Here is a 22514-nt window from a genome sequence, read left to right on the forward strand (position 1 = left end):
TTAGATAAATCATTCTCATGACTGAAAAAGTATCAGATAGCGCCGAAAGTTTTTTTGATCGATTTGCATCGAAAGCAGAACGCTATGATAATGGTGCGGCAGTCAGGAAAAATGTGCCTCGTTCTTCTCATCAGGAATGGACACCCCCTGAAGATCGTGAAGATCCTGTTGAGATTTTGATAAAAACAAGTATCGGAAGGCTTGAACGTTTATTGCCTATTCGATATCGAAGAATGATCGAATCGCCTTTTGCTTTTTATCGAGGTGCTGCCGCTATTATGGCTGCAGATTTAGCAAATACACCAAACACAGGAATAAAACTACAGCTTTGCGGTGATTGTCATTTAATGAATTTTGGCGGTTTTGCAACTCCTGAACGAAAATTGGTCTTTGATATTAATGATTTTGATGAAACGTTTCCTGGCCCATGGGAATGGGATGTAAAAAGATTGGCGGCAAGTTTTGCCATAGCAGGAAAATGGCGAAAATTTTCGGCTAAAGACTGTAAAGCATTTGCATGGCATGTTGCGGACAGTTACAAACGACATATGCTGGATTATAGTAAGTTATCGGCACTTCAAATTTGGTATGCCGATATTGATTTGGCTGAACTTATTGATCTTGGAAAAGATGAAGAATTAAAAGAATTTCAGCAGAAGCGAATAAAAAAAGCCACCGAATATATTGCTCATGAAAAAGAGTTTGCAAAAATGACCTATTTAGATGGAGCTCGAGCCAGAATAAAAGACGATCCCCCATTAATTTATCATGCTTCGGGTGATGAAGAAAGTTATACATTAACAGAGGCTAAGCGGGCTCATAAACGATACATAGAATCATTGCCAGACGACAAACAAGTTTTGTTAAGCAGATATACGATGCATGATTTTGCTATAAAAGTAGTAGGTGTAGGGAGCGTTGGAACGCGTTGCGGTATCAGTTTATTAATGTCGGCTACTGGAGAACCTATTTTTTTGCAGTTTAAAGAAGCAAGAAAAAGCGTATTAGAATCGAATGTCAAAAATAAGGGGAAATATTCGCATCAGGGAGAACGAATTGTGATGGGACAAAAATTAATGCAGTCAGCGCCAGATATGTTTTTAGGATGGACAAATGATGATAAAGGAAAATATTTTTATGTCCGTCAGCTTCGCGATGCCAAGATAAAGCCGGTTATAGAAATAATGAAGGCCGAAAATCTGATCGATTACGCCAAAGCTTGTGGATGGGCACTCGCAAGAGCACACGCACGATCTGGTGACCCATCTCTTTTGTCTGGATATATCGGAAACAATAATGAATTTGCTAATGCCATTTCTAAATTTTCAATGTTATATGCACATCAAAATGAATTGGATTATAATAAAATGGTCGAAGCCATAAAAGAAGGAAGATTGCCTATTTCGGCAGAAATGTAATTCGCGCGCATTAAGTTACTTAGATTGGATAAAAAGATTTGTGAGAATTAAAACTTATATTTTGGATGAAATCATCAAACATAATAAGTAAGATTTTTTGCAATAAACTATGTTAATTAAAGAAAATGATATATCTTTAGGCTATGTTAAGATGTTGTTTAATAGTTGTTTGTGTTAATTTAACAGCTATTTTACATTGTATTAATGCCCCAAAGATTTTTAATGATTTTAATAAAGCATTCGAGTTAAACTAATTTAATTATTAATTTAAATATTACAACAATGAATATTAAAAGAACAAATCTTCGTATAATTCCGTTAGTTTTATTGGGATTGTTTTACAGCTGTTCACCTACAGTAAAAGTCACTACAGATTACGATCACTCTGCTAATTTCAGCCAATACAAAACTTTTACAGTTTATGATTTAAAAGCTCAGGAAGGCCAGGTAAATCAGCTTAATGCAGATCGTGTTGCAAAAGCAATTCGTGCCGAAATGACCGCTAAAGGATTTGTAGAATCATCGAATGATCCTGATTTAAAAGTAAACGCAGTTTCTATTTTAAAAAATAAAACCCAAGTAACAGCTGACACTAATTTCTATGGCTATGGCGGTATGTATCGTCCATACGGATATTGGGGCGGTGGCGCTATGATGGGAGGCGGTACAACAACATTTAATTCCTATGATTATGTTGATGGTTCGCTTGTTATTGATATTGTTTCTTCAAAAACACAAAAATTGCTTTGGCAAGGAATCGGTAATGCACAAATCGATAGTAAACCAGATAATCCGGAAGAATTTATTGCAGGTGCAATTAAAAAAATACTAGAAGGCTTTCCCCCAGGTCTCGCTAAAAAATAAGCTTTTAAAATTATTTTATAAAGACATTTATACTTATCTGGTAACAGATAAGTGTAGTCTTTATGAGTTATGGTACACAACTTTCTTTTAAAATTTATTTTTTAAGAAAGAGCAATTATTAATTATAAAAAACTAATATATGCTGGATATAGTACTTTCTCTTTTCTTTTTTATGGCTACAATGGTTGGCTTTGCGACATCATTTATGGTGCTGTTTTCTAAAAGAAATTACTCAAAGAGTTTCTTTTTAGGACTGTTTTTATTTAGCCTTGCTGTAGTTAGTGTATATAATTTTTACTTGTCGGCAAATGTTCTTAATTTTTTTCCTGATCTGTTTATGATCACGAAATCTTTTATGTTTTTAGTGGCGCCATGTGCTTTTTTGTATGTCCGAAATCTACTGTTTACAGATCGTATATTTCATAAATATGACTGGCTTCATTTCTTGCCTTTTCTGATTTATTTTAGTTTGACATTTTGTGTTTGGATTGGTAATTTGGTAAATTTCCCATTGGCACAAAAAATTTCCCCTAAAATTCAAAGTCCGTTTTCGATGTTGAGTTTGTCTATTTGGCTGCTTTATGCATTTTGCCAGACTATGATGGTTTTGAATTATGATTTAGAAAAATTTAAAAAAAATTATTTCCACAGAATAAAAGTTTTAAACTGGATACGGGTTTATAATTTGGTGATTTTGTTTTTGTTTTCGGCACTTTTTGTGCATTATTTTTTGGTCAGTAGTGTTTACACAGTCGATTTGTCTTGTTATATACTGATTTCATTTGTGCTTGTTTTTACAGTGAGTTGGCTTTATTTTAAGCCGCAAATATTCTATGATACAAATACAAATGAAGTCAATGATGATTTTCAAATCGTTGAAGAAAAACGACTCGTGATAAAAGAAAGCGAATCAAAAAACACATTACCTGTTGTTAAAGATCTTACAGTCGAAAAAAAACAGCAGTATTTGATCCAATTGGAAGAAATTTTTGCTTCAAGAGAACTTTTTCTGAAAAAAGATTTAGTGATAAGAGATATTGCCGATGAAACCGGAATATCGGTGCATCATCTTTCCAATTTAATTAATTCTGAATTTAATCTGCATTTTCAAGATTATGTAAACTTGAAAAGAATAGAATATTTTAAAGAAAAAATTAATGATCCAGAATGGAAAGACCTTTCTCTGGAGGGAATGGCTTGGGGATCTGGTTTTAAATCAAGAACAACCTGTTTTAGAGCTTTTCTTAAGCACACCGGGAAATCGCCTTCAGAATATTTTAAAGTTCTCAGAATGAGTCCAGAAAAGCGCATACATATTGTCTAAAATGATACTCAAGCTGATAGCAAGTCGTTTAAAAACAGGATTATCAAGTCTCATTAATTTTAAATGGATGAACAATGAAAACGGAATTAAATCGACATAAGCAAATCAAAAAATCAGTTGTTTTATCTTTAGTAATATTGATGTATTTGTCAGGTTATGCACAGCTTAAAGGAGGTCATATTCTTGGATCTTCCGGACTGCAGTCGGGAACTCAGGCTCCAGAAAATATGCTCACAGTTTATGTGCCGGGGTATTTTTATGAAGCAGGTTCTTTAAGAAATTCCGATGGAGACAAATCCATAGCAAATCCAGATATTAATATGTTTTTAACTGGTATAGGCGCAAATTATGTGACTGATTTTAAAATTCTTGGCGCAAATTATGGCGCAACTCTTTTAGTTGCTTTTGCATCAAATGCGATTCAGGGAAGTTATGTAGATTCAAAAAGTTGTTTTGCTTTTACTGATATGCTAGTACAACCCATTCAATTAGGCTGGCATCATAAAAAAGCTGATTTTGTTTTTAGCTATCAATTGTATCTTCCTACAGGGGAATATGAGTTGGGAGGAAGTAACAATAGCGGATTAGGAATGTTCATGAATGAATTTTCGGGAGGAACGACTTTGTTTTTTAATGACAAAAAAACAACTCATTTCTCGATTTTGGCAGCTTACGAAATCAACGGCAAAAAGAAAGATACCAATATAAAAACAGGTGATATTTTAAGTATCGAAGGAGGTTTGGGCAAAACTTTTTATATGATGAACGCTGAGAAAACTGCTCCAACTGGAATTTTGAACGCAGGATTAATCTATTATCTACAATATAAAGTATCTAATGATGAAATACCGGTTGGGACGTTGCTTCTGGAACCACATAAAGACAGAGTTGGAGCTTTAGGTGCGGAAGTGAATTATTTTCATATTGGGTGCAAAACTACAGCTGGACTGCGCTGGGTTTCTGAAATTGGAGCTGTAAACAGATTTCAAGGAAATACATTTTTTTTAACACTGGCACATGTATTCAGTTTTCAAAAAGAACAACCTAAATAATCAATTTCCTATTTACAGGAAGAAACATATTTTGCAATGAAAAAAAAATGCCTTTTTGATCGAAAAAGTATTTGGAAGACCAGATTAATTATTGTCTTGTTTCTCTTGTCTTACACAGGAATGACTTCACAAACAACAGCAACATCGGAACCTAAAAATATGCGTTATAGAGATTCTCTTGATGGAGCTATCGATTTAAGTAATTTTTTAATTTATGCAAATGGTTTTCTGGTAGTTCCAGCCATTATATCTGAACCGGCTTTAGGAGGATTTGGAGGTGCTTTGGCTCCAGTTTTTCTTAAAAAACGAAATCCTGTGATCGATGAAGATGGAAAAAAACGGTTTATAAATCCGGATATAACCGGAGGATTTGGAATGTATACAGCAAATAACAGCTGGATGGTAGGAGCGTTTCGTTCTGCAACTTTAGTAAAACCAAAAATACTATATCGTGTTGGAGCAGCGTACGGAGATATAAATCTGTCTTTTTATGCCAATAATCTTCCTGGAGATGATCAGGAATTTAAATTGAATTTTAGATCTTCGGTTTTTTATACACAATGGCTAAAACAATTTAACAATGAAAAATGGAGTGCCGGACCACAATATTTGTTTTTAAATTCAAAAATAAATCTGCCCGACTTTAATCTACCGCCTCCGTTTGTTAAACCAGGTGATATTAAAAGTACAGTAAGTCAGTTAGGGGCAGCGCTTCAATTTGACGGGCGTGACAATATATTTACACCAGATAAAGGAATACGAATTCAGTCAGATTTTTTCTGGTCAGATAAAGGACTAGGAAGTGATTATAATTTCTGGCGTATTAATTTGTCTGCAATAGGTTATTATCCAATAACGGATAAATTAATTGGCGGACTAAGGATTGAAGGGGAGCAGGCGTTGGGAAGTCCGCCTTTTTATCTTAAACCGGGAATCAATTTAAGAGGAATTCCGGCGGCCAGATATATGGGAAACACCAGTATTGTAAACGAACTTGAGTTTCGTTGGGATTTGTATCGAAGATGGAGTTTGATGGGATTTGGTGGTCTTGCAAGTGCATTTGATGATTGGGATAAAGCATTTCAGAAGCCTGTCGTTTATAGTTACGGAACAGGTTTTAGATATTTAATCGCCCGAAAATTTAAACTTCGAATGGGAATTGATGTTGCAAAAGGTAATGAAGATTGGGCGTATTACATTGTTTTTGGAAGTAATTGGATGAGGTAGTTTTTTTAGTGAAAAGTGATTAGTAATTAGTAAGAAGTGAATAGCGAAACGTGAATATTGAAAAATAAAAAAACACCCGACAATTTTTGTCGGGTGTTTTTTTATAATTGCGAGTAATTTTTTTTTATTTTTTCCAATAAGGCTTAATGATTTTGTTTTCTTTTCGGCTTAAAGCTAATAGTACAAATGCTCCTACTGCGCAAAATAAAATAGCCTGAATAGATCCTTCGGGACCAAATTCTCCCCCGGTAATGAATTCTGGACCCTGTATTTTAGCATTTAATAAACTATTTGTTTTTTCGTTTCCAGATGTTATCGCACCATAAATTCCCGATTGTGTAAAATTCCAAGCAAAATGCAATGCTATCGGAAACCATAAATTACGGCTGTAAATGAAAGCAGCTCCAAGCATAAAACCTGCCATAGTTATGCATATTGCCGAAATCAAAGTGCCATGAGGATTTGCTAAATGAAAAATACCAAACAGTACTGAAGATAAAGTAAGAGAAATATAACTTCCCAGTTTTTCTTCTACAATTCTAAAGATAATTCCACGGACTAATATTTCTTCAATAATAGCAACCGTAAACATAATAGTAAAAGGAATCAGAATGAATGAAATTGGGTTAATGTTCACAACACTGTAGCTTCCGTTTAGGTAGATTACTAAAATAGTAAGAGATTGTAAGGTAAAACCAATGAGAGTGCCAAGAATAAGATTTTTTGCGAGTCCTTTTGTAGAAAATTCTTCGATTGTTCTTTTGTCGTATTTTTTAAAGAAAAGAATGTAACTAAAAATGCATAAAGCAGAAACAAAAAGTCCTTTTAAAAGGTTTCGGTAATCTTTTTCAAGAGGTGTTAAGGTCAGTAATTTTACAGCAATTTGTTGACTAATAATAACGACTGCCATAAAAGTGAGTAAAGCAAGAATGATTTTTGTTATTGGGGAATTAAACGTTTTTTGTTTTAAAGTAAGCGTTTCCATTTGATTGTATTTAATGATTTATGATGAGACAAAAGTATCTCGAATCAAAACCAAAAAATAGAATGAAATTTGCCTCTTTATAACTTTTGAAATTGTTTAGGCAGAAATCCGGTTTGTGTTTTAAAAGTCCTGATAAAATGGCTTTGATCAGCAAATCCGCATTCTAAAGCGATTTCAGTCAAATTGATTTCATTAGATTGTATCAGCGAAAGCGAACGATTGATTTTAATACGACGCATATATTCGCCCAAAGTGCATCCAAAATATTTAGGAAAATGTTTTGAAATGGTAATAGGGTTGAGGTTTAAAACCAATGCCAAATCCTTCAGATTTGGATTTTCGTTCCAGCAGTCGTTTAATAGTTCATTTAAACTTTTTACCCAAAACGGACTTTTTTCAAATCGATCCAAATGAGTGTTAGCAACGGTTAATTGAGAAAATAGCATCTTAATTGTATCAGCAGAAAAAGCATCGGCAGTAAGCGTTTCCTTAAAAATCTTTAAAATTAAAAACTTGGTAAAAGCTTCATTTTGAATTGATTTTTCAATAACAGCTTCTGAAATTTGAAGTTCTTTGAGTAGATTTTCTTCAATTTCGATATTGATGTTTCGGGAAGGAAAAAGTGTATTCTGATTTAAATGCAATTCGTCGCTGTGATAAAATAACAACGATCCTGGTCCAACAGTTTCACTGAAATTTTTCCTTTTCTCCGTCGTGCCTCCTTTTAAAAAAAGCGTTATATGAGCATTATTGTGCGAATGCCAGCCTTCGTAAACTTTATTTTGATACTCCGTTTCAACAACTGCAATTCCCTCTGGAGTATTGAAGATGTTTTTGGTATTACCTAAATAAGTTTCTTTTTCCAGTTCGTACATGTCCGGTTTTGATGTGGCATTTTCAAGAACTAAAGTACTATTAATTTCCAAATAATAGCGGGTATTTTGAAAGTACTATTTTAAGAAAAATTTTCTAATTTTCTAATTGCCAAATTTTCTAATTAAAAAATTCAGATTGTATAATTTGTAAGATTTAAACGTATAATAAAAACATTGTATAAACATTAACTGTTAAATAATAGTTTTTTTACCGATTATTTAATTGTTTTGTAACAAAAATATAATGCGGGCTACTAATTAGTCAACTATTAAAATCTTTTGATTATGTATAAAAATACAATGAAATCAGTTTTTGCTGCATCTGCATTTTTAGTTGCTGTAGGCGGCTGTTTTGCACAAGACGTTTTGGTAAACTCATTAAAGTTGAATGCAAGTGATAAAAGTAAAGAGAACTTTAAATTCACTGAAGTAGTTAACTTAGGGACAACATCAATAAAATCTCAGGGATCTTCAGGAACTTGCTGGAGTTATGCTTCAAACTCATTTTTAGAATCAGAAATGATTCGTTTAGGAAAACAACCAGTAGAACTGTCTCAGGTTTTTTCGGCAAGAAATGTATATGTTGACAAAGGCGTAAATTATGTCCGTATGCATGGTGCAACTACATTAGGTGACGGAGGTTCGCTGCATGATGTAATCAATATGTATAAAAAATACGGAACTGTTCCAAGAGAAGTTTACACAGGATTAAACTACGGAACAGACAAAAATAAATTTGCTGAAATGGCAGCACTTATCGAAGGTGTTCTTGCAGCTGTAGTTAAAAACCCAAATGGAGAATTGACTCCAAACTGGCAAAAAGCATACGCAGCGGTTATTGATTCTTATTTGGGAAAAGTACCGGATAATTTCACTTACAAAGGGAAAAGCTACACGCCACAGTCTTTTGCTAAAGAAGTTGTAGGAATCAATCCAGACGAATATGTTGAAATGTCTTCGTTTACAACTTCTCCATATTACCAAAAAACAACTTTAATGGTACCAGACAACTGGTCGTTAGATCAGGTTTACAATGTAAAAGTTAATGATATGACGGATGTTATTGACAATGCATTGAAAAAAGGATATACAGTAGCTTGGGCAACTGACGTAAGCGAAAAAAGCTTTAGCTGGAAAAATGGTGTGGCGTATGTTCCAACAAAGAAATTTGACGACATGACAGCTGAAGAAAAAGCAGACATGTTCAACGGACCAAAAGCAGAACCAGAAATTACACCAGAAATGCGTCAGGCTGCGTTTGATAATTACACAACAACAGACGACCACGGAATGCATATTATTGGTCTTGCAAAAGATCAAACCGGAAAAGAATATTATATCGTAAAAAATTCTTGGGGAGAAACAAACGACTATAAAGGTTTCTTGTTTGTGACTAAAAATTTTGTGAAATATAAAACAACTGCATTGTTAGTAAACAAAGGTGGAATCCCTGCTGAGATTGCTAAGAAATTAGGGGTTTAATTTTATTCCGATTTAAAAATAGAAAAGCGCTGCAAGAAATTGCGGCGCTTTTTTTGTGATATTTTGCTGCGTCAAGTGCTTAAAAACAGTACTTAAACGTCTTTTAAGGTTGTTTACGGGTTAAATAAATATAAAAAAAGAAAGTATGATTACCTTTATATAGTTTTTTGAAATAAACAACTTAATCAAAATTATCATGAAAAATTATGCAGAAATTTTTGTGGCAATTGTGTGTGTTGTTCCTTTTAGCTGTTTTGGGCAAAAAGCAGTTTCAAAAGCCCCTGTTGTTGCATCGGCTGGAAGTACACATTTACAATCAGACAAGAAATCAGATAATGATCTTGTTATAGAAGCTTACTATGTTGAAGAAACAATAAATATGACCTTTGGAAGAAGAGTTACAAAATACGAAGTTTCAAAACTAGATATGGTTAATACTTATGATCTTGGTCCAAATAATACTAGAACTGTAACTCCAATTTACAGAAAACCCAAATTGAAACAAACTGAAGTACCTCTAATGGCAAAAGTAGTCATCGATATTCCTGATGAAAAGGTAGAGCCAGTAAAAGTGGCAGTAGCGCGCCCTACGGAAGCGCCAAAATATATAGATATTGATATTTCAAAAACCTATACAAAAGTGGTCGATAAAGGCTATAAAAATACCGATATGCTTAAAAAAGTAGCAGACAAATCCTATTTTGAAGGCGACATGGAATCTGCAGCTAAATATTATGGTGAATTGATAGAAGTAGATAAAAATCTAGATCCAATTTATTACTATCGTTGCGCCGAATCATTAAAAGCCATTAACAAGCCAGAAAAAGCAAATGAAATGATGGTTTTATTTGAAAGTAAAAATCTAGCGAATAAAGTAGCAAAACAATAAAAATGCGTAGAGAATGAAGGAATGAACTTTACTTTGATATAAAACAAAAAAAAGACGATCAATTTGATCGTCTTTTTTTAAGCTCCCCCTCTTGGGCTCGAACCAAGGACCCTCTGATTAACAGTCAGATGCTCTAACCAACTGAGCTAAGGAGGAATCACCTTAAAGGTAAATATGTTTGCTAAAAAAAGTTGCTCCCCCTCTTGGGCTCGAACCAAGGACCCTCTGATTAACAGTCAGATGCTCTAACCAACTGAGCTAAGGAGGAAAGTGTTGCTCTTTTTAGCGAGTGCAAATATAATCGAATTTTTAGTTTCTCAAAAATATTTTAACTCTTTTTATTCATTTTTTTTTCTACTTCATAATTGCCTTATAAATGTCGTTTCCATTTGCGAACAAAAGCAACGCTATAAGTAGTACGAAGCCAACCATTTGGGCGTTTTCAAGGAATTTATCGCTTGGTTTTTTGCCACTAACAATTTCATATAACAAAAACATCACATGACCTCCATCAAGAGCCGGAATTGGTAATAAATTCATCACTCCAAGCATAATTGACAAAATAGCGGTAATATTCCAGAAAGCTTCCCAGCTCCAAGAACTCGGAAAAATGTTATAAATCGCAGCAAAACCACCTACTTGTTTATAAGCTTTGGTTTCTGGATTAAAAATCATTTTTAATTGTTTTCCGTATCCTATTAAGCGATCTTTACCTTTCGCAAGTCCAACAGGAATAGATTCCAGAAAAGTATATTCTTTCGTACTAACTTTGTAGTATCCTAATTTTTCTAATGATTTGATGTCTAAACCACCAGCAACGACACCTAAAGTTCCTTTTGCAGAAACCTTAACCGTAATTGGAGTTTGTTTTAAATCACGTAAAACAACAGCTTGAATTGTTTTTCCTTTATTTGCGCTTAAAATTGCTTTAACCTGATCATAATATTTAGCTTCTTGTCCATTTAATGTAACAAGTAGATCTTTTGGCTTAAGCGAAGTATTTGGTGAATCATCTTGAATGCTTCCAATAACAAAAGGCATTCGAGTATCAATTAAAAAACCTTTTTCATGTTTAGATAACTGATCAACAAAATCAGTTGGCATTTTGATTGTTTTTTGTTGTCCGTTGCTTTCAATTAAAATTTCTTTTGCCATGATGACCTTCATGTTGGTGTCATCATCAAAGTTTTCAATTTTTTGACCATCAATAGAGATAATTTTATCTCCTGTTTTTATTCCAATTTTTTCCATTACAGGATTGGTTATCCATACACCATCTTTCAAATCAGAATTTGCAATATAAGTATCGCCATAAACAAAAGCCATTCCTATATATATAATAAAAGCCAGAATAAAGTTTACTGTAACACCGCCAAGCATAATAATCAAACGTTGCCAAGCTGGTTTAGAACGAAATTCCCACGGCTGAGGCGGCAAAGCCATTTGTTCTTTGTCCATACTTTCGTCGATCATTCCGGAAATTTTCACATAACCTCCCAACGGAAGCCATCCAATTCCGTATTCTGTTTCGCCGATTTTCTTTTTTAATAGAGAATATTTAACATCAAAAAATAAGTAAAATTTTTCGACTCTGGTTTTGAATAATTTAGCAGGGATAAAATGCCCTAATTCGTGAAGAATAATAAGTAAAGATAAACTCAATAGAAATTGAGAGAGTTTGATAACTATATCCATTTTATAATTTTAGTTCGTATTTAACGCACAAAAGTAACGTTTTAAAATTTAATTTAAGCCCGCAATATAATACTTAAGGTTTTAAATGTTTGTTAATTAATAAACATTTAGATTTCTCCTTTTATAAGGATACCGTAACTTTACTTTTTAAACGGCTATTGTCTTCAATTGGTAGCCTAAATTCATTAAAAGTTACAATTATGGCTTCACAATTATTTTCTCCTTTAACAATAAAAAACACTACTTTAAAAAATAGAATTGTCATTTCGCCGATGTGTCAATATTCGGCGGAAGACGGATTTGCAAACGACTGGCATTTGGTTCATTTAGGAAGCCGTGCAAGCGGAGGCGCCGGATTGATTATTCAGGAAGCTACTGCAGTTTCTCCAGAAGCGAGAATTTCTCCTGCCGATCTTGGAATTTGGAAAGACGAGCATATCGAAAAACTGAAACAAATCAATGCTTTTATTGTTTCTCAAAATTCGATTCCCGGAATCCAATTGGCGCATGCGGGACGAAAAGCAAGTGTTTCGGCTCCGTGGCTTGGCAATAAAAAATTAGATTTCGCTCAAGGCGGATGGCAAACTGTTGCGCCGAGTGCGATTCCGTATCATGAGGGCGAACCTTTTCTTCCGGAAGCTTTAGATAAAAACGGAATCCAGAAAGTGATTTCTGATTTTAAATCGGCTACAAAAAGAGTAGTTGAAGCGGGATACCAGGTTATAGAAATTCATGCGGCGCACGGTTATTTGTTGCATCAGTTTTTGTCACCTTTGACAAATATCAGAACCGATGAATATGGAGGAAGTTTCGAAAACAGAATCCGTTTTACATTAGAAGTCGTAGAAGCCGTTCAAACTGAATGGCCTTCAGATTTACCATTATTTGTTCGAATTTCAGCAACGGATTGGGCAGAAAACGGATGGAGTCCTGAAGAATCTGTACAGCTTTCAAAAATATTAAAAGAAAAAGGAGTAGATTTAATCGATGTTTCGTCTGGCGGATTGGTTTCGCATCAAAAAATTAATATTGGGCCAGGTTATCAGGTTCCTTTTGCAGAAAAAGTGAAAAAAGAAACCCATATTTTGACCGGAGCCGTTGGTTTAATTACAGAAGCAAAACAAGCAGAAGAAATTTTGAATAATGGCCAGGCCGATTTAATTTTGTTTGCCAGAGAATCATTAAGAAACCCGAATTTGCCTTTGGATTTTGCCAAAGATTTAAATGATGAAATTCAATGGCCAAAACAATACGAACGAGCTAAACTATAAATTTATCAGCCACGATCCGAGCGATAGCGAATATGTGAAATAATTCATGAATAATAAGTTTCATTTAAAAAAATAAATTCGTGAATTGCTTCGCCTGTTCACTATCGCTTGGGTCGTGGCGGAAAAAAAAATCACAACAACATGCAAAAAATAAAAACAGCACTATTATCATACGGAATGTCGGGGAAAGTTTTTCACGCTCCGTTTTTAGATATTCATCCCGGATTTGAATTATTAGGATCTTGGGAACGAAGCAAAAAACTTATTCAGGAAGATTATCCTGACGTAAAAAGTTATCCCTCAATTGATGATGTATTGGCAGATGATGTCGATTTGGTAATCGTAAACACGCCAGTTGGCACACATTATGAATATGCGAAAAAAGTACTTTTGGCTGGAAAACATGCTGTTGTCGAAAAAGCTTTTACAACAACTGTTGCAGAGGCCGAAGAGCTGACTCAAATAGCAAAAGAAAAAGGATTAAAATTAGCCGTTTTTCAAAACAGAAGATGGGACAGCGATTTTAAAACGATTCAGAAAATAATTAATGACGGCGTTTTAGGAGAATTGGTGGAAGCCGAATTCCATTTTGACCGTTATAATCCAATTTTGAGTCCGAAAGCGCACAAGGAAACCGCAAATGATGGCGCCGGAATCCTGAAAGATTTAGGTCCGCATTTGATTGATCAGGCGATTTGTTTATTTGGTTCGCCAAAATCGGTTTTTGCAGATATTCGATATACCAGAGAAAATTCATTAGTCGACGATTATATTGACTTATTACTAATTTACGAAGTTTTCAGAGTGCGCTTAAAAGCTGGATTTTTTGTTAGAGAAGCAAATCCAGCGTTTACGATTCATGGCAGAAAAGGTTCTTTCTTAAAACCGAGAGGCGATGTTCAGGAAGATGAATTGAAAATTGGTGAAAAACCAAATTTAGAATCTTGGGGAACAGAACCTGAAAATCTGCAAGGTCTTTTGCATACCGAAATTGATGGAAAAATAATTCGTGAAAAAGTCCCGACATTACAAGGAAATTATTTCTCCTTTTTTGACGGCGTTTACAATTCAATTATAAACGATACGACAGAACCAGTTACAGGTCAAGATGGCGTAAAAGTAATGCAGATTATTGAAGCAGCAATTGCAAGCAACGCACAACGCACTGTAATTAATTTGTAATAATTATCGCCCACGGATTGTACGTATTAAAACGCGTTTTCGCTGGTTTTAATTTTAAATGTGTGGCTAAAAATAAAATAATATAAATCGTAGAGACGCACAGCAGTGCGTCTTTTTTTTATGCCAAAAAATAATTATAATCTGTGTAAACCCGTTTAATTCGTACAATCCGTGGCCCAAAAACACAGCAATTTATAAACAATAACGTTGTAAATAAAGGAACATTTTTCATCATAAAAGAAATACGCCGCTTTTTTGTATTTTTATAGTATAATCCCAAAATGCATCGATTTTGATAAATTTCAATCCACTACAACTTTTTCAGACAAAAGGAAAAATCAAGAAAGTTTTTAGAGAAGCAAAAGCTTCTTATTTAAACCGAATTCGTTTTGCAGTTGGAATGTTTTATTTCGGAATGGGATTAAGTTTTGCAACTTGGGCAAGCCGAATTCCAGATATTAAAACCGCTTTGCATTTAACCGAAGGTGATTTGGGTTCAATACTTTTTGCCCTGCCAATGGGACAATTGATCATTATGCCTTTTTCAGGAAAAATGGTCACTAAATTTGGAAGCCACCGTGTTTTAATTTTCTCTTTAATAATGTATGTGTTGTGTTTGGTCAATTTAGGCCTCGCAATTACCGCATTGCAATTGTCATTTGGATTGTTTTTGTTTGGCTTATTTGGAAATTTAGCGAACATCGCCGTAAATACTCAAGGCGTTTATACCGAAGTACTTTTCAGAAAAACAATCATGTCATCGTTTCACGGAATGTGGAGTTTTGCTGGTTTTACTGGCGCTTTGGTTGGTTTAGGAATGCTGGCTTTACATTTATCTCCTTTGCATCATTTTTTAATTGTTGCCGGAATAGTGCTTCTTATGGTTGCTTTTAATTTTAAATTTTTGGTCAAAGCCAAAGAAAAAATCAAACATAAAGGCGAAAAGAAAAAACTATTTACAAAACCAGACAGCGCATTAATTTGGCTTGGTGTCATTGGATTTTGTAGTATGGCCAGCGAAGGCGTAATGTTTGACTGGAGTGGTGTTTATTTTAAAGATATTGTAAAAGCCCCAGGACCTTTGGTCATTTTAGGTTATACTTCATTCATGATTATGATGGCCAGCGGAAGATTTTTAGGTGATGGCCTAATCAATAAATTTGGACGCGAACGTGTCATGCAGATTAGCGGTGTCATGATTTCGGGCGGACTTTTTACTGCGGTTTTTTTACCTTATTTAATTCCTTGTACAATTGCTTTTATGGCAGTTGGTTTGGGCGTTGCGACTATTGTTCCTACGGTTTATAGTATGGCAGGAAAAAACCCGACTGTTCCGCCAGGTGAAGCTTTAACTATTGTTTCAAGTGTTAGTTTTCTTGGCTTTTTGATGGGACCTCCTGTTATTGGTCATATTGCTCAAAATTTTGGACTTCAATTCTCTTTTGCCTTTATCGGTATTTTTGGCGTGCTAATCGCTTTTATGGTTTCTAAAATTAGAACTTCAGTTTAAGTTTCTAAAAAGTTTGACGAGTTAAGAGTTTTTTTGCACCGTTTTTATTTTTTATTTAAAATTTGTAAGAATTTTATTTTACTTTTGAATTTTAAAACCTGTGCCAACAGGACTAAATTCTCTTTTCCAAAAACCAATTTTATCTTTTGAATAAGGATTGCGATCCTGAAATTATTTTCAAAAATAAATTGGAATTTTAATGGTTAAAAAATACTTCGCTTTATTTACTTTACTGGTTTTTAATTTTGCTTTGGCACAAGAAACAGTTTTTAGAGGAATTGTTGTCGATGCCAAAACGCAAAATCCGCTTGCGAATGTTGTTGTAAGTATTCAAAATACGACAATAACAAAGCTTACTTCAAAGACGGGCCAATTTGAATTGCATTCAACTATACAAGGAGAACAATTGCTTTTGATTCGCAGTCAAGGATGCAAAGATCTGCTTCTGAAAATTCACTCAAAATTTGGGCAAATTGTATATCTCGGAACACTGCAATTGGAAGATTTGTATTCAGATGAAACTCCAGCTGCATTAATTACATTATTAGATACTGATTTGTCTGACGATAGCAGTTCTTCAGATATGACATCTGGACTTTTGCAGTCTTCAAAAGATGCTTTTATGCAAGCTTCTGCTTTTAATTGGGGTCAGGCTCGATTCAAGGTTCGCGGTTTAGACAGTGAAAACGGAACCATGATGCTCAACGGAATGACAATGAATAAGATTTATGATGGAAGACCACAATGGAACAATTGGGGAGGCTTGAATAATGTACTCCGAAATCAGGAATTTTCAGTTGGCGCCGCAGTTTCAAATTATACTTTTGGAGGCGTTTTAGGAACGCAGCAAATTGCAACACGAGCTTCTTTGTATCGAAAGGGAACGCAGCTCACTTTTTCAGGTAGCAATACAACTTATTTATGGCGCGCTATAGGAACTTATGCTTCAGGAATGGATGTTTCAGGATGGGCTTATGTAGTGTCAGCAGGAAAAAGATGGGCAAAAGAAGGTTATTTTGACGGAACAAATTTTAACGCAGATTCATTTTTCATTAGTGTTGAGAAAAAACTAAACAACAAACATTCGCTCAATTTTACGGGATTTTATACACCAAATTCGAGGGGGAAAAATTCGCCAAATACTAATGAGACAACCAGTTTAATGGGTGAGAAATACAATTCGTATTGGGGATTTCAAAATGGCGAAAAACGGAATGCAAGGGTAAAAAATACCGAAGAACCGCTGTTCATGTTGAATCATTATTTTAAAATTGATGAAAAAACGAATCTGAATTCGGGTATAATGTATCAGTTTGGAAAAGTGGGAAACAGCAATATTGATTATCAAAATGCGAATAGCCCAGATCCAGTTTATTACCGAAAAATGCCAAGTTATTTTAGTTCGCTTTATGCAAAAGATCATGGCGAATTTTCAGGAGAATTTACTCCCGATTATGAAAATGCTGAAAAAAGCAAAACGGCATTTCTTGCAAATCCACAAATTGACTGGAACGAAATGTATTTAGGAAATCAGAAACCAACAGAAAATGGCTATGTGCCTGCGCAAAGTCATTATGTGCTGTATGAAGACCGGACAGATGATAAAACGTATGCATTAAATTCAACCGTAAATACTCAGATAAATTCGAACCTTTATTTTGACGGAGGCTTTGTTTACCGAAATTTAAAATCACATAATTTTCAGTATTTATTGGATCTTCTTGGCGGTGAATATTTTTTAGATATTGATCCTTTTTATAAAGGGAATTTGTCGCAATCTGATTTGCAGCATCCAGATCGTTTGGTCAAAGAAGGAGATGTTTATGGTTACAATTATAATCTTTTGGCTAATAGTTTAGATGTTTTTACGCAGTTTAAATTTTCCTATAATAAAACGGAATTTTATTTAGGTCAATCTTATTCGGTGTCCAATTATCAGCGGGAAGGATTATATCAAAATGGGATTTATTCCAAAAATTCTTTAGGAAAAAGTGATAGAGTAAATTTTGAGAATTTTGGTTTTAAAACTGGTTTTACGTATAAAATTTCAGGTAGACAATGGTTTTTTTTCAATGGTGAACATCTTACCAGAGCGCCATCTCTAAGAAATACATTTTCAAATTCACGATTAAATAATTCGGTTGTAGATGGAATTGAAAGTGAAAATGTAAGCAGTGCCGAAGCAAATTATGTATATCGTTCGCCAAAACTTAAAATGCGTTTTACCGTATATTATACAGCAATAAAAAACACTTCAAAAACTTCATTTTTTTATGCGGAAGGAATTTTTGAAAATGGTGGCGGTCATGATGCAACAGATGGATTCGTTAGCCAGACTTTAACAAAATTAGATAAGAAAAATACAGGAACAGAACTAAGTTTTGAGTACCAAATCTCATCAACGTTAAAAGCAATTTTTGCAGCTTCCTACGGTAATTTTATTTACAGCAGCAATCCAAATGTTGTCATTACAAATGATGCTAATGCTGAAAAAAATGGTGCGCAGACTACTTTTGACTTTGGCTCCGCTTATCTTAAAAATTACAAACAATCGGGAACGCCCCAGCAAGCTTATTCCTTAGGACTAGAGTATCGCGATCCCAAGTTTTGGTGGCTCAGTGCGAATATAAATTACCTGACGGATAATTATATTGATGTTTCACCAATTTCGAGAACATCTCAATTTTACATTAATCCAGTGAGCGGATTTCCCTTTCCCGAAGCTACTTTTGAACGAGGTGAGCAATTGCTTAAACAAGAAAAATTTAAACCAATTACATTACTCAATATTAGTGGAGGCAAGTCTTGGCGTATTCACAAAAAGTATGTTGGTATTTTTGCCAGTGTTAACAATGTATTGAATTTAATGTATAAAACAGGTGGTTTTGAACAGGCTCGAAATGCTAATTTCAGATCATTGAATCAAGACATTTCGAGTGGGACACCTTCATTTGGATCAAAATATTATTACGGCTACGGTCGAACTTATTTCTTAAATCTAACTATCGGATTATAAACTGAAAATTTATTTCTTATGAAAAAAATAGTTCTATTTTCAACTTTATCTTTGGTTTTTATTAGCTGCAGTACTGAAATTGAAACTCCAAAATTAGAGTGTACACAACCTGATTTTATGGTAAATAAAACAGTCGAAAAAGTATATGAACTTTCAAGTCCAACGGCCAGACAATATACGTATGACGACATTATAGAAGCCTATGTCGTTTCAAGTGATGAAGAAGGGAATTTTTTTAAAACCATTTCGTTTCAAACAAAATCTGTAGGGAAAAACCAGGCGATTGGATTTAGTGTGCCGCTCGACGCATCAAATTCGTACATCGATTATAGAGTAGGAAACAAGGTTTACGTAAAACTGAAAAATCAATTTACAGATTTGTATTATGGCGGGTTGCGAGTTGGAAGTCTTTATGTGAGTGGATCGGGCGATCCTACGATTGGAAGAATTTCGCAAAATGAATTTAAAAATGTTTTGAATGCGTCATGCACAACGATAGATGAAAATCAATTAGTAGAATCAATTTCTATTGAAGAAGTTTTGAACGATTCGAAATTAAATACTTTGATAGAACTTAATAATGTTGAATTTACAGAAGAAGCTTTAGGACGCCATTATTTTGAAGAAACAAATAATGTGGGCGGTTCAACGAATTGGAATTTAAGAGATAATACAGGAAATCAGATTATTTTCAGGACCAGCGGTTATGCAAAATTTGCTGATCATTTTGTTCCGGAAGGAAGCGGTAAAGTTCGTGGAATTTTGACAAAGTTTGGATCAGACTATCAATTTATGGTTCGGTTTGAAAGCGATATTAAAATGAACGGAAAAAGAAATAGTCCGTTTTTTTCAGAAGATTTTCAGTCGGTTAAAAATAATGTCAATTTTGTGCTTCCGGGTTGGAGTAACATTGTCGAAAAAGCGGCAAAACTATGGAAAAGCATGGTGTATTCAGGAAACGGATATGCCGAATTTAATACCACAAGTACAACTGCTGCCGAAAATATTGCCTGGCTGATTTCTCCAAAAATTAATTTAACAGGTTATAAAAATCCCGTACTGTCTTTTAGAAGTGCACAACATGATTTAAAGACAGATTCGCCTCTGAATACGCTAGAAGTTTATGTTTCGTCAAACTTTGACGGTTCTAATATCACGAAAGCAAAATGGACAAAATTAGAAGCAAAAATTCCTTCACTTGCCACACCTGCCCGACAATTTATAAGTTCAGGAGGAATTGATTTGTCCGCTTATTCAGGAAATATCAATATTGCATTTAGATACGTTGGATCTGGAAAAGATAAGACTCTCAATGGCGCCTTTATGGTTGATGACGTGAAGATTTTTGGTGAAAAGTAGGTAATTGTTTTTTTGATTTTGAGGAAAAAAACTAATAGTAATTGTTTTTGAGATTTAAACTATTAGAATTTGTCAGAATTTTGTATTTTGGTCATCCCAAATTAATACAAGAACAAAATGAAAACCTACTTTATCGCCATCTTGATGATGGTATTCCCATGTTTGATGCACAGCCAGGATCAGGCCGATGCTGTTAAATTAAAGCAAATCAACATTGTAAAGACAAATTACCAAAACTCAAAAGATGGTGAGATTGTAAACAAAACAGTTGTTTTTAAAGACGGAAAAATTCAGACTATTACAACTTCTGATGTTGTTCAGCATTTCTCTTACAATAAAAACGGTTTGTTGGATATGACTGTAAAAGACAAAGTTGGAAGCGACTGGAAAGAGGTTGTAAATTATACTTATGATGCAGACAACAACATTATCAAATTTGTAAAAAAATATCAGGAAGGACCTGATTATATTACAAAAGTTGTCACTTTTTTTTATGAAGGAGCACGAGTAAAAGTAACGACTAAAAAAAGTACGAATCACCAAAATTTAGTTGAAGATATTGAATACATCGTAGAAAACGGAATCATTGTAAGACGTACTTCGCGCGATAGAAACAAACAGATTATTGGCAAAATCGAATATGTGTATGTAAATGATAATGTATCCAAACACAAAGGATTGGTTGGAGATAAAATTTCGAAATCATTCACTTATGATGATAAAAAATCGGTTGATCAAATAATTGTTCAAAGCCTTTTCGGGGATAATTACAGGATAATTGTACCAATGATTTCGTATCATGAAGAAGAATTTGCATTTGAATCGATTTCATATAATAATGAAATGAATTTCAGTCCGTCATCAACTGCATTAGTTGCTGTAAGCAGAAAGTACAAATACAACAAACTGAATTTTCCAATTTCATGTTCTCAGATTGAAGAAAACGGAATTGTAAAAACAGAAAAGACATTTATTTACGAATAAAGAATCCTTAAAAATTTTAATGCCATTTATAAATTAGGTTTTTTGTCTGATTTATAAATGGTTTATTTTTTTAATTAGAATTTAAAATTGAAATTCTATAATAGTAAGTAGTGCACAAATGATTAAATTTGTAGCTTATTTAAAGATATGTTAGAGAAAGAAGTTATAAATTTTGAGAGAACAGCCATTGTTGGTATTATTACTCAAAATCAAAGTGAGGAAAAACTTAACGAATATTTAGACGAATTAGAGTTTTTGACTTTTACCGCCGGAGGTGAAGTTATAAAACGCTTTTCGCAAAAAATGGAACGCCCGAATCCGAAGACTTTTGTGGGTACGGGAAAAATAGACGAAATCAATCTTTTTGTAAAAGAAAACGGAATATCTACAGTTATTTTTGATGACGAATTAACGCCTTCGCAACAAAAAAATATTTCAAGGATTATTGATGCAAAAATTCTGGACAGAACAAACTTGATCTTAGATATTTTTGCGCAAAGAGCCGAAACATCATATGCAAGAACTCAGGTTGAACTCGCACAATGTATTTATTTACTACCAAGACTTTCGGGCTTATGGACACACCTTGAGCGTCAAAAAGGAGGTATTGGTATGCGTGGGCCTGGTGAAACGGAGATTGAAACAGATAGACGTATTGTTCGTGACCGAATTTCGCTTTTGAAAGATAAAATCAAAACGATCGATAAACAAATGAGTATTCAGCGAAGCAATCGTGGTGCAATGGTTCGAGTAGCATTGGTTGGCTATACAAACGTTGGGAAATCGACTTTGATGAATGCAGTTGGTAAAAGTGAAGTTTTTGTGGAGAATAAATTGTTTGCGACTTTAGATACAACAGTTCGAAAAGTGGTAATTAAAAATCTCCCATTTTTGCTGTCGGATACTGTTGGATTTATTAGAAAATTGCCAACACAATTAGTAGATTCTTTTAAAAGTACATTGGATGAGGTTCGCGAAGCCGATTTGTTATTGCATGTTGTAGATATTTCACATCCGGATTTTGAAGATCATATTGAATCTGTAAATCAGATTTTGCAGGATATTAAAGCACATGAAAAACCGGTTATTATGGTTTTTAATAAAATTGATGCCTACAAACATTTGACAATAGAGGAAGATGATTTGATCACGGAGAAAACCAGAAAACACTGGACACTTGATGAGTGGAAACAAACCTGGATGAGTAATGTTGGTCATGATAAAACATTGTTTATTTCGGCGACACAAAAACAAAATTTTGAGGAATTTAGAGAAATGGTTTATGAAGCTGTTCGCCAGATTCATATCACTAGATTTCCTTACAATAAGTTTTTATATCCTGATTATAAGGATGCAATTGAAAAAGAAGAGGAATAATAAA

General features: G+C 34.0%; 17 protein-coding genes and 2 tRNA genes. 14 read left to right on the forward strand and 5 right to left on the reverse strand.

Annotation, left to right across the window (positions count from 1 at the left end):
* Positions 1–17 precede the first annotated feature (17 nt).
* From ACWA1B_RS03130 to ACWA1B_RS03150, 5 genes are all read left to right on the forward strand, one after another.
* Positions 18–1418 carry a DUF2252 domain-containing protein gene (locus ACWA1B_RS03130; RefSeq protein ID WP_456904424.1) on the forward strand — a complete coding sequence of 467 codons (1401 nt, stop codon included), beginning with the start codon at positions 18–20 and terminating at the stop codon, positions 1416–1418.
* 282 nt (positions 1419–1700) lie between these two features.
* On the forward strand, positions 1701–2282 hold the full coding sequence (locus ACWA1B_RS03135; protein WP_456904425.1) for a DUF4136 domain-containing protein: 582 nt from the start codon (positions 1701–1703) through the stop codon (positions 2280–2282).
* Between the two features lie 139 nt (positions 2283–2421).
* A complete protein-coding gene (locus ACWA1B_RS03140) occupies positions 2422–3606 on the forward strand; it encodes a helix-turn-helix domain-containing protein (protein ID WP_456904426.1) in 1185 nt (394 codons plus the stop codon).
* 74 nt (positions 3607–3680) lie between these two features.
* A complete protein-coding gene (locus ACWA1B_RS03145) occupies positions 3681–4658 on the forward strand; it encodes a SphA family protein (RefSeq protein ID WP_456904427.1) in 978 nt (325 codons plus the stop codon).
* A gap of 36 nt (positions 4659–4694) precedes the next feature.
* Complete coding sequence (locus tag ACWA1B_RS03150; RefSeq protein WP_456904428.1) at positions 4695–5885, forward strand: BamA/TamA family outer membrane protein; 1191 nt, start codon at positions 4695–4697, stop codon at positions 5883–5885.
* Positions 5886–6009: 124 nt separating this feature from the next.
* Here ACWA1B_RS03150 and ACWA1B_RS03155 read toward each other — a convergent pair whose 3' ends face one another.
* Positions 6010–6870, reverse strand: a complete 861-nt coding sequence (locus ACWA1B_RS03155) for a CPBP family intramembrane glutamic endopeptidase (protein ID WP_456904429.1) — start codon at positions 6868–6870, stop codon at positions 6010–6012.
* Between the two features lie 77 nt (positions 6871–6947).
* Positions 6948–7796 (reverse strand): AraC family transcriptional regulator, encoded by an 849-nt coding sequence (locus ACWA1B_RS03160; RefSeq protein WP_456904430.1) that lies wholly within the window; start codon positions 7794–7796, stop codon positions 6948–6950.
* A gap of 234 nt (positions 7797–8030) precedes the next feature.
* Here ACWA1B_RS03160 and ACWA1B_RS03165 point away from each other — a divergent pair, with 234 nt between their 5' ends.
* Both ACWA1B_RS03165 and ACWA1B_RS03170 read left to right on the forward strand, forming a co-directional pair.
* The gene (locus ACWA1B_RS03165; RefSeq protein ID WP_456904431.1) at positions 8031–9227 is read left to right on the forward strand and encodes a C1 family peptidase; all 1197 of its coding nucleotides are present in this window, start codon (positions 8031–8033) and stop codon (positions 9225–9227) included.
* 196 nt (positions 9228–9423) lie between these two features.
* Positions 9424–10116: a hypothetical protein gene (locus tag ACWA1B_RS03170; protein WP_456904432.1), complete on the forward strand. Its 693-nt coding sequence runs from the start codon at positions 9424–9426 to the stop codon at positions 10114–10116.
* An 82-nt stretch (positions 10117–10198) separates the two neighbouring features.
* On the opposite strand, the gene ACWA1B_RS03175 is transcribed toward ACWA1B_RS03170, so the two are convergent.
* The 3 genes from ACWA1B_RS03175 to rseP all read right to left on the reverse strand — a co-directional run bounded on the left by ACWA1B_RS03175 (position 10199) and on the right by rseP (position 11811).
* Positions 10199–10272, reverse strand: a tRNA-Asn gene (locus ACWA1B_RS03175).
* Positions 10273–10310: 38 nt separating this feature from the next.
* A tRNA-Asn gene (locus ACWA1B_RS03180) sits at positions 10311–10384 on the reverse strand.
* 86 nt (positions 10385–10470) lie between these two features.
* On the reverse strand, positions 10471–11811 hold the full coding sequence (gene rseP / locus ACWA1B_RS03185; protein WP_456904433.1) for an RIP metalloprotease RseP: 1341 nt from the start codon (positions 11809–11811) through the stop codon (positions 10471–10473).
* 200 nt (positions 11812–12011) lie between these two features.
* Here rseP and namA point away from each other — a divergent pair, with 200 nt between their 5' ends.
* The 7 genes from namA (at position 12012) to hflX (ending at position 22510) form a co-directional block, all read left to right on the forward strand.
* Positions 12012–13082, forward strand: a complete 1071-nt coding sequence (gene namA, locus ACWA1B_RS03190; RefSeq protein ID WP_456904434.1) for an NADPH dehydrogenase NamA — start codon at positions 12012–12014, stop codon at positions 13080–13082.
* 141 nt (positions 13083–13223) lie between these two features.
* On the forward strand, positions 13224–14264 hold the full coding sequence (locus ACWA1B_RS03195; protein ID WP_456904435.1) for a Gfo/Idh/MocA family oxidoreductase: 1041 nt from the start codon (positions 13224–13226) through the stop codon (positions 14262–14264).
* Between the two features lie 292 nt (positions 14265–14556).
* The gene (locus ACWA1B_RS03200) at positions 14557–15774 is read left to right on the forward strand and encodes an MFS transporter (protein ID WP_456904436.1); all 1218 of its coding nucleotides are present in this window, start codon (positions 14557–14559) and stop codon (positions 15772–15774) included.
* Between the two features lie 199 nt (positions 15775–15973).
* Positions 15974–18790, forward strand: a complete 2817-nt coding sequence (locus ACWA1B_RS03205; RefSeq protein WP_456904437.1) for a TonB-dependent receptor — start codon at positions 15974–15976, stop codon at positions 18788–18790.
* Positions 18791–18808: 18 nt separating this feature from the next.
* Positions 18809–20149 carry a DUF5689 domain-containing protein gene (locus ACWA1B_RS03210; RefSeq protein WP_456904438.1) on the forward strand — a complete coding sequence of 447 codons (1341 nt, stop codon included), beginning with the start codon at positions 18809–18811 and terminating at the stop codon, positions 20147–20149.
* A gap of 117 nt (positions 20150–20266) precedes the next feature.
* Positions 20267–21133 carry a hypothetical protein gene (locus tag ACWA1B_RS03215; RefSeq protein WP_035646343.1) on the forward strand — a complete coding sequence of 289 codons (867 nt, stop codon included), beginning with the start codon at positions 20267–20269 and terminating at the stop codon, positions 21131–21133.
* A 147-nt stretch (positions 21134–21280) separates the two neighbouring features.
* Positions 21281–22510, forward strand: coding sequence for a GTPase HflX (gene hflX / locus ACWA1B_RS03220; protein WP_035646341.1), 1230 nt, complete (start codon positions 21281–21283; stop codon positions 22508–22510).
* The last annotated feature ends 4 nt before the right edge of the window (positions 22511–22514 follow it).

It is taken from the genome of Flavobacterium xizangense (genome assembly GCF_054075145.1).